The organism is Helicobacter sp. L8 (genome assembly GCF_003660355.1).
Lineage (GTDB): Bacteria > Campylobacterota > Campylobacteria > Campylobacterales > Helicobacteraceae > Helicobacter > Helicobacter labacensis.
The window spans coordinates 1-5,897 of record NZ_QXQR01000031.1 but is presented as its reverse complement, the minus strand read 5'-3'; the positions used below and the strand labels follow the sequence as shown (position 1 = coordinate 5,897).

The window sequence follows — 5,897 nt, the reverse complement described above, 5'->3', positions numbered from 1 at the left end:
GTTTGCGCCTTAGGAGGCTTGGGGGTTATAGGGGCTTTAGGGGGGGTGGGTTTTAGAGGGGTCGTGGTGCTGACAATCTCAATAGAGCGCTTCCTAGAAACACTGCGCGTGGGAGTGGGCACTTTGGATTCTTGGGGGTCTGTGGGAGGGGTTGGTTTTGCCTGCGTCTTGTTAGGTGCTGGGGGTTTTTTCGCGCTCTTTGGCATGCGCGCGTTGAGTTTATTAGTGATGAAGTCATAGAGTTTAGCGGCCGTTTGCTCATCTAAACTAGAAGTGGGTTTGAGATCTAGACCGATCTCTTTGGCTTCTTTAATCACGATCTTCACATCAGTTCTACCTAACTCTAAAACGAAGTCTTTCAGTGCGATTCCACTCATGACGCTCTTACCTCTTCTAACCACGCTTCGATGTAGTGTTTATTTTTGGGGGCATGCTTGAGTTTTAAAACTTGCTTGCATGCGTTTTTAGCATGCACGCATGCCCCACATAAATAAAAACTACGCCCACTGCCTTCAAAAGCCACAATTTTACCCTCCCGCACGCTAAAACGCAATAATTCTGCTTGCATGAGGCGTTGCCTACAGCACACACAAGTGCGCACCGCATTCTTAGAAACAAAGGCTTTAATCTTCAATCTGGACTCCTTCATTGTCAAAATCTAGCGACAATACCCTAAAATTAGGGAACTTCTGTTGCAATTTGGTTTGCAAAGCTCGAGCGTCTTCAGCATAACACAGATTAAAAAACGAGGAACCACTCCCTGAGAGTGTGCTCATCAACGCGCCATGCTCTAAAGCCATTCTTTGCACTCCATAGAGCACGGGGTAGAGTTTCATGCGCCGATCTTGGTGTAAACGATCCCTAGAAGCCACCCTGAGTATGTCCCATTTCTCTTGGCTAAAAGCCATACACACTAAGCTGGCATGCGCAAGATTGTAGATCGCATCTGTGTAATTGCAACGCTTGGGCAAAGCTTGGCGTGAGAGTTTGGTAGAAATACTATGAGGGGGGATCACCATGATCGCTTTGAGATAATCAGGGATTGCCACGCGCAAATGGTAAACCTTGTTTTGATTCACCTCACTGGGGAGCTTTTCTACCATAGCGGCGTTAAAGCCCCCAAAGATAGCCGGGGTGATATTATCCGGGTGGGATTCGTAAACCAAGCTAGCATGGAGCACCTCTTCTTTCTCAATGTGCCCATGCAAGTAATGGCTCACCGCGCTCAACGCGCCCACCACCACCGCCGAACTACTCCCAAGCCCCCTAGAAATGGGGATCGCATTGTCAAAGAGAAATTCAAAATTCTGCTCTATACCCTGTTTTTGCAACGCGCCTTTAAAGAGGTTGACAAAGACATTATCCACTAAGAATTTAGAAAACCCCTCGCCCTCGCCTTGAATCTTAATGCTAGTGAAGACAGAGGGCACAACACTAAAGCGGTTTTTGAGATTCAAACCAAGCCCTAAACAATCAAACCCCGGTCCTAAGTTTGCGCTGGTGGCGGGCACACTGACAACCAAATCGTTTCCTAAATTTTGATAGCGCATTATAGCCTAATTTATGCTAATTGCGCCTAAATAGGGGGCAAAAGGTATAGGGGTTTTGGATCAACGCCAAAGATATGGCTTTTAAGCAAGATGGGCAAGCGCATGTTCTGGGTTGTAGGGTTGGATAGAGGACTTAGGTAAATCGTGCCTTGGTGGTAGCAATAATAGCTATTGCCAAAGGCTTTAATGGGCTGGTAGGCGTTGAAAGCAAAACCCAAAGCCCCATACAGTTTGAGATTTTGCGCACTAGCCACAGTGTGCACAAAGACATGCACAAGTTTCATCGCCATAAAGCTTCCGGGTCCCACCGCATAGTAAATAGCCCCTAATCTGTAGCCATGGCATGCCATCCACGCCCTAACGCGCGCGAACAAAACCCCCAACGCCTCGCTTGTCTTACAAGAGGAAACCAAAGAGTAGCGCAACACACCGTGCACATAAACACCCATCTGCACCGGGCTTTGCAGAGCCAAAACCCCCAGCGCGCAAGATCGCATACGCTCTAGCTATAAGCGATCACCACTTCCCTAGACTCGGCAGGCGTGTCTTGCTTTTGGGGTGTAGGGGAGAGGTGCACCACTTCATAACTTTGGGTTTCTAACACTTTTTGCACTAGCATGGCGTTGAGCTTGTGGCTTCCCATGTAGGAATGGTAAGCCCCGACCACATTCTTGCCTAAAAATGCTAAATCTCCCATAGCGTCCAAAATTTTATGGCGCACAAACTCCTCTTCATAGCGCAAACCCTCTTGATTCACAATGCCATGTTCATCTAGCACGATGCAATTATTCAAACTGCCCCCCCTAGCTAACCCAATGGAGCGCAAGTAATTTACCTCCTGTAAAAAGCCAAAGGTGCGCGCACGCGCGATCTGCTCCTTATACTGTTGTCTAGAAAACTCAAAGCGGTAGTGTTGTTCTCTAATCATGGGGTGGGCGAAGTTGATTCCAAATTCAAAGCAAAGAGAGGAGCTGGGGCTAATTTTGGCAAATTTAGGTCCGTCCTTAACCTCCACCTCTTGGGTAATACGCATGAAGGACTTAGGAGCGTCTAGCTCCACAATGCCTGCCTCATCTAAGAGCATGCAATGCGCGATAGCCGAACCGTCCATAATGGGAATCTCTTCATTGTCCACAGAAATTTTAAGGTTGTCAATTCCGTAGGCACTCACGGCTGAGAGCAAATGCTCCACGGTGGAAATACGCATTTTTGGGTTGTCTTGAAGTCCTAAAGTGGTCGCCATCGTGGTGTCTAGCACACTCCTATAAGACAAGGGGAGCTCTATACGCAAATCCGAACGCGCAAAGACGATCCCACGCCCTGCCTCTAATGGCTCTAACACCATTTTCACAGGCACACCCTTATGCAACCCAATCCCTACCACCTCCACGCGTCTTGCTATGGTTCTCTCTCTCATACAATGTCCTTTATTTTGATTATATCGTCATTTCTCGTGATCAATTTTAACCTGTCATTCTCATTAAGGCGCGCAAGCAAGGCATCGCTTAAAATCTCCCCCTGAAAAGTGATGTGCGCAGAATAGACATTTTTAAGCACCATACACACTCCCATGCAAATAATAATCCCCTCACAACGCCCATAGACACTAATGTTTTGTTCTGAAACAATCTTAGCCCCATGGTTGATATTCCCCAAAAAAATCAAGCTGGACGCGCTGTCAATCTCCTCCCCGCTACGGATGTGGCGTTCAAAAATTTGCACCTGATCTAGGGGTGTTGGGGTTTTAGAGGCTTGCAACGCGTCAGAGGCTTCGTAAAGCACAATTTGATCGCTAGGCTTGCCCTTGAGATCCTTGGTGCTCACACTATAGGCTAAGTCGTAATGCTCTAGGGCTTCTACAACTTCTAATGGCGGGGGGGCTTTGAATAAGAGTAGGTAATCTTGCAAAAGAGGGGCGTTTTTGTGGATGAAGTTCAGGTATTGCTCTTTATTGGCTACACTGAGTTCAAAACAGCGCACCTGCTTTTGTCTGGTTTGTAGCACCGCTCACCTTTGTTCTTGGATGCGCCGTTGTGCCTGATCTAGCACATCGTTGAAACGCTGGATAAAACCTGTATCCATCCACTCACGCGGGCGCACCGACACGCCTTGCACCAACACTTCAAAATGCAGGTGGTCAAATTTGCTCGAGGCGTTTTTGCCACTCACTCCCAAGATGCCACTAGGTCCCACTAAATCCCCCTTGCGCGCCAACAAGCTTGAGAGACTCCCATATAGCGCGTGCAAACCCAAGCCATAGGACACAAGCGCGCCCTTGCCATAACTTTGTATCTCTTCGGCAAGCACCACGCGCCCCTCATTGCTGGCTAGAATCTTAGAGCGCTTCCCAAAGAGATCGACTCCCAAGTGCAAAAATTCCCCTAACACATCACCCTTGAATAGGTAGCGTTTCTTAGTGCCAAAGGGGACCAAGACCCTAGGCTTACTCACGCCTAAGGGGTTGAAAACCTGCAGGTGCAAAGCTTCATGGATGGGGGTGTTATTCAAGTCTTTGGCGATAATCTCTTCTAAATTGGTGCGCATGCTCGCGCGCTCTGAGCGCAGATCGTCTTTAAACTCTTGAATCGCTTGGGCTTTTGTGGGGTATTTCTTGCTCATCTCCACATTGCGATCAATATAGGGGGTGCGGGTATTTTGGATAAATTTAAGGGGGAGGGTGGTGGTGTTAAAAGCCTTATCTCGAGCGATGATGGTGGCACTAAAAGCGCGCTGTTGCAAAGACCAGGGTAAAATCACGGCGTAATGCTTGTCTTTCATAAAGGGAAAGGCTTGAAAATCCCTACTCCCATTATTCAGCCACACCTTTTGCAACGCCTCTTCTTCGACTTTGAACACCACTAACGCGCTCCCCCCATAAGTGATATTGGTCGATTGGGCTAGGGTGTGGATTGTGGGGGGGGTGGTGTCCAATAGGAGATCAAAGCTCTTGCGCGTGGTATTCCCGCTAAAAAAGTTAGCATTGCTCCAATCGCACATGCTAATCTCATAGTGGAGTGTGGTTTGATCGTTGAGTTGGATAGGGGGTTTGGGTAGATCAACATGCAAGCGGCTGGGTTCATCTAGCACAATTTGGTTTTTCTCATAGACCACCAAGTTGTCGTTAGTGAAAACCTTGACATGGTAGGAGCGGATTTTAGCGGGGGTTTGCATGGTGATGATCATGGGGTGTTTGAGATTCCAATGCGTGGGGTTTTCAAAGCTCAAAGCCTGCGTGGGCGTTTTCTTGCCCCCCTCTTTGACAACCTTCATCACCAAATTAATGCGCCCCTGGTTGTCCTTACTGATCCAATAATTATAACTCAAATACCCACACCCTAAAAGCACTACCATCACAATCCAACGCCACACGATCGCCCCTTAAAAGACATACAGCACATTCACCACGACAAAACTCGTGCGCTTGAAGCCGATATTCCCACTGATTAAAGTCTTGCTAGATTGCGCGTTGGCGTAGGTGGCCGGGGTTTCCGCGCCAAAACGCAAGTAGGTTAAAGGAATCTTAGTGCCCAACTCCAAGCGCAGATGCCTTTTATAAGTGAAAGCCAAACCTAAATTGATCGTGTAATCTGCCTGCATCAACATTTTCCAAAAGATATCCGGACTTTTATACCCATTTGCCACCACCTGATTAAACGCCTTATTGCTAAAATCGCGCAAGATCATCAAACCCACCCCAAAGCCCGCATACGCGCCAATAAAATGCTCTTTAGCGCGATCCAAGGGGATGTCTATGAGCGCATCCATATTCAAAGATCCCAAGCCATAAAAGAGTTTGCCAAAGCCTTGAGAATTGTTATTGCCATTGAGAGTGTCAATGTTAGCCAACCCAGGGATGAGCAACAAATCCCCATAGACGCGCGTCCCAAAATAGAGATTAAAAAATTGCTGGTAACCCAATTCCACATTGAACATGCCAATGGTGTTTTTCAGTGTGATGGCGCGATTAAAGACATCATTAGGCACTCTAATACCAAGACTACTGCTTAGAACCTGCGCCCCGCTATAGGATTCTTGCAATCCTCCCACCCCAAACCCCCCCCCTAAAAAAGAACCCACTCTTTTCCTTGGCGATGCTATAACTCTCTAACTTCTGCGCCTTGAAGCGCCAATCCCTATTTTTATAATGCTTTTCCATGTATTTTTTAGAGTAGTAATGTTGGGTTTGGGGAGTTTGACCTAGGGCGCGGATTTGTTCCTTTAATCTACGCACTTCAGGGTCTGAGTCGTAATTGGGGTAAGTGGGTGGTGGGGGGATGGGGGTTGGAGGCGCTAGCAAGGCTGGGTTAGGGATGAAGTAGGGGTTAGAGGGGGGGGCTAGATTGGGCG

7 protein-coding genes and 2 pseudogenes are annotated in these 5,897 nt (G+C 47.8%); all 9 read right to left on the bottom strand.

Translation table 11 applies throughout. The features are described 5' to 3' along the window. A pseudogene (locus tag EAO37_RS08695) lies at positions 1 to 377 on the bottom strand (translation initiation factor IF-2 N-terminal domain-containing protein); the annotation flags it as partial. Beyond that, entirely contained in the window at positions 374 to 634 is a 261-nt protein-coding gene (locus EAO37_RS08690) for a DUF448 domain-containing protein (RefSeq protein WP_120946380.1), read from the bottom strand. The pseudogene EAO37_RS08695 and the gene EAO37_RS08690, both read right to left, overlap by 4 nt. Beyond that, entirely contained in the window at positions 624 to 1,523 is a 900-nt protein-coding gene (thrB, locus tag EAO37_RS08685; RefSeq protein WP_162982279.1) for a homoserine kinase, read from the bottom strand. Before thrB ends, EAO37_RS08690 begins: the two co-directional genes overlap by 11 nt. A gap of 53 nt (positions 1,524 to 1,576) precedes the next feature. Continuing rightward, on the bottom strand, positions 1,577 to 1,987 hold the full coding sequence (locus EAO37_RS08680) for a hypothetical protein (RefSeq protein WP_162983011.1): 411 nt from the start codon (positions 1,985 to 1,987) through the stop codon (positions 1,577 to 1,579). 65 nt (positions 1,988 to 2,052) lie between these two features. Next, entirely contained in the window at positions 2,053 to 2,967 is a 915-nt protein-coding gene (lpxC, locus tag EAO37_RS08675; protein WP_120946386.1) for a UDP-3-O-acyl-N-acetylglucosamine deacetylase, read from the bottom strand. Next, positions 2,964 to 3,554, bottom strand: coding sequence for a septum site-determining protein MinC (locus EAO37_RS08670; protein ID WP_120946388.1), 591 nt, complete (start codon positions 3,552 to 3,554; stop codon positions 2,964 to 2,966). The genes lpxC and EAO37_RS08670 overlap by 4 nt, the downstream gene beginning before the upstream one ends. 3 nt (positions 3,555 to 3,557) lie before the next feature. Then, on the bottom strand, positions 3,558 to 4,919 hold the full coding sequence (locus EAO37_RS08665) for a M23 family metallopeptidase (RefSeq protein WP_120946390.1): 1,362 nt from the start codon (positions 4,917 to 4,919) through the stop codon (positions 3,558 to 3,560). 9 nt (positions 4,920 to 4,928) lie between these two features. After that, positions 4,929 to 5,627 (bottom strand): outer membrane beta-barrel protein, encoded by a 699-nt coding sequence (locus tag EAO37_RS08660; RefSeq protein ID WP_240451795.1) that lies wholly within the window; start codon positions 5,625 to 5,627, stop codon positions 4,929 to 4,931. After that, positions 5,572 to 5,897: pseudogene (locus tag EAO37_RS09755) on the bottom strand (hypothetical protein); the annotation flags it as partial. The gene EAO37_RS08660 and the pseudogene EAO37_RS09755, both read right to left, overlap by 56 nt.

What these genes read in the sequence shown, in the direction of transcription:
- lpxC (WP_120946386.1), bottom strand. Translation starts at nt 2,967, where the DNA reads ATGAGAGAGAGAACCATAGCAAGACGCGTGGAGGTGGTAGGGATTGGG.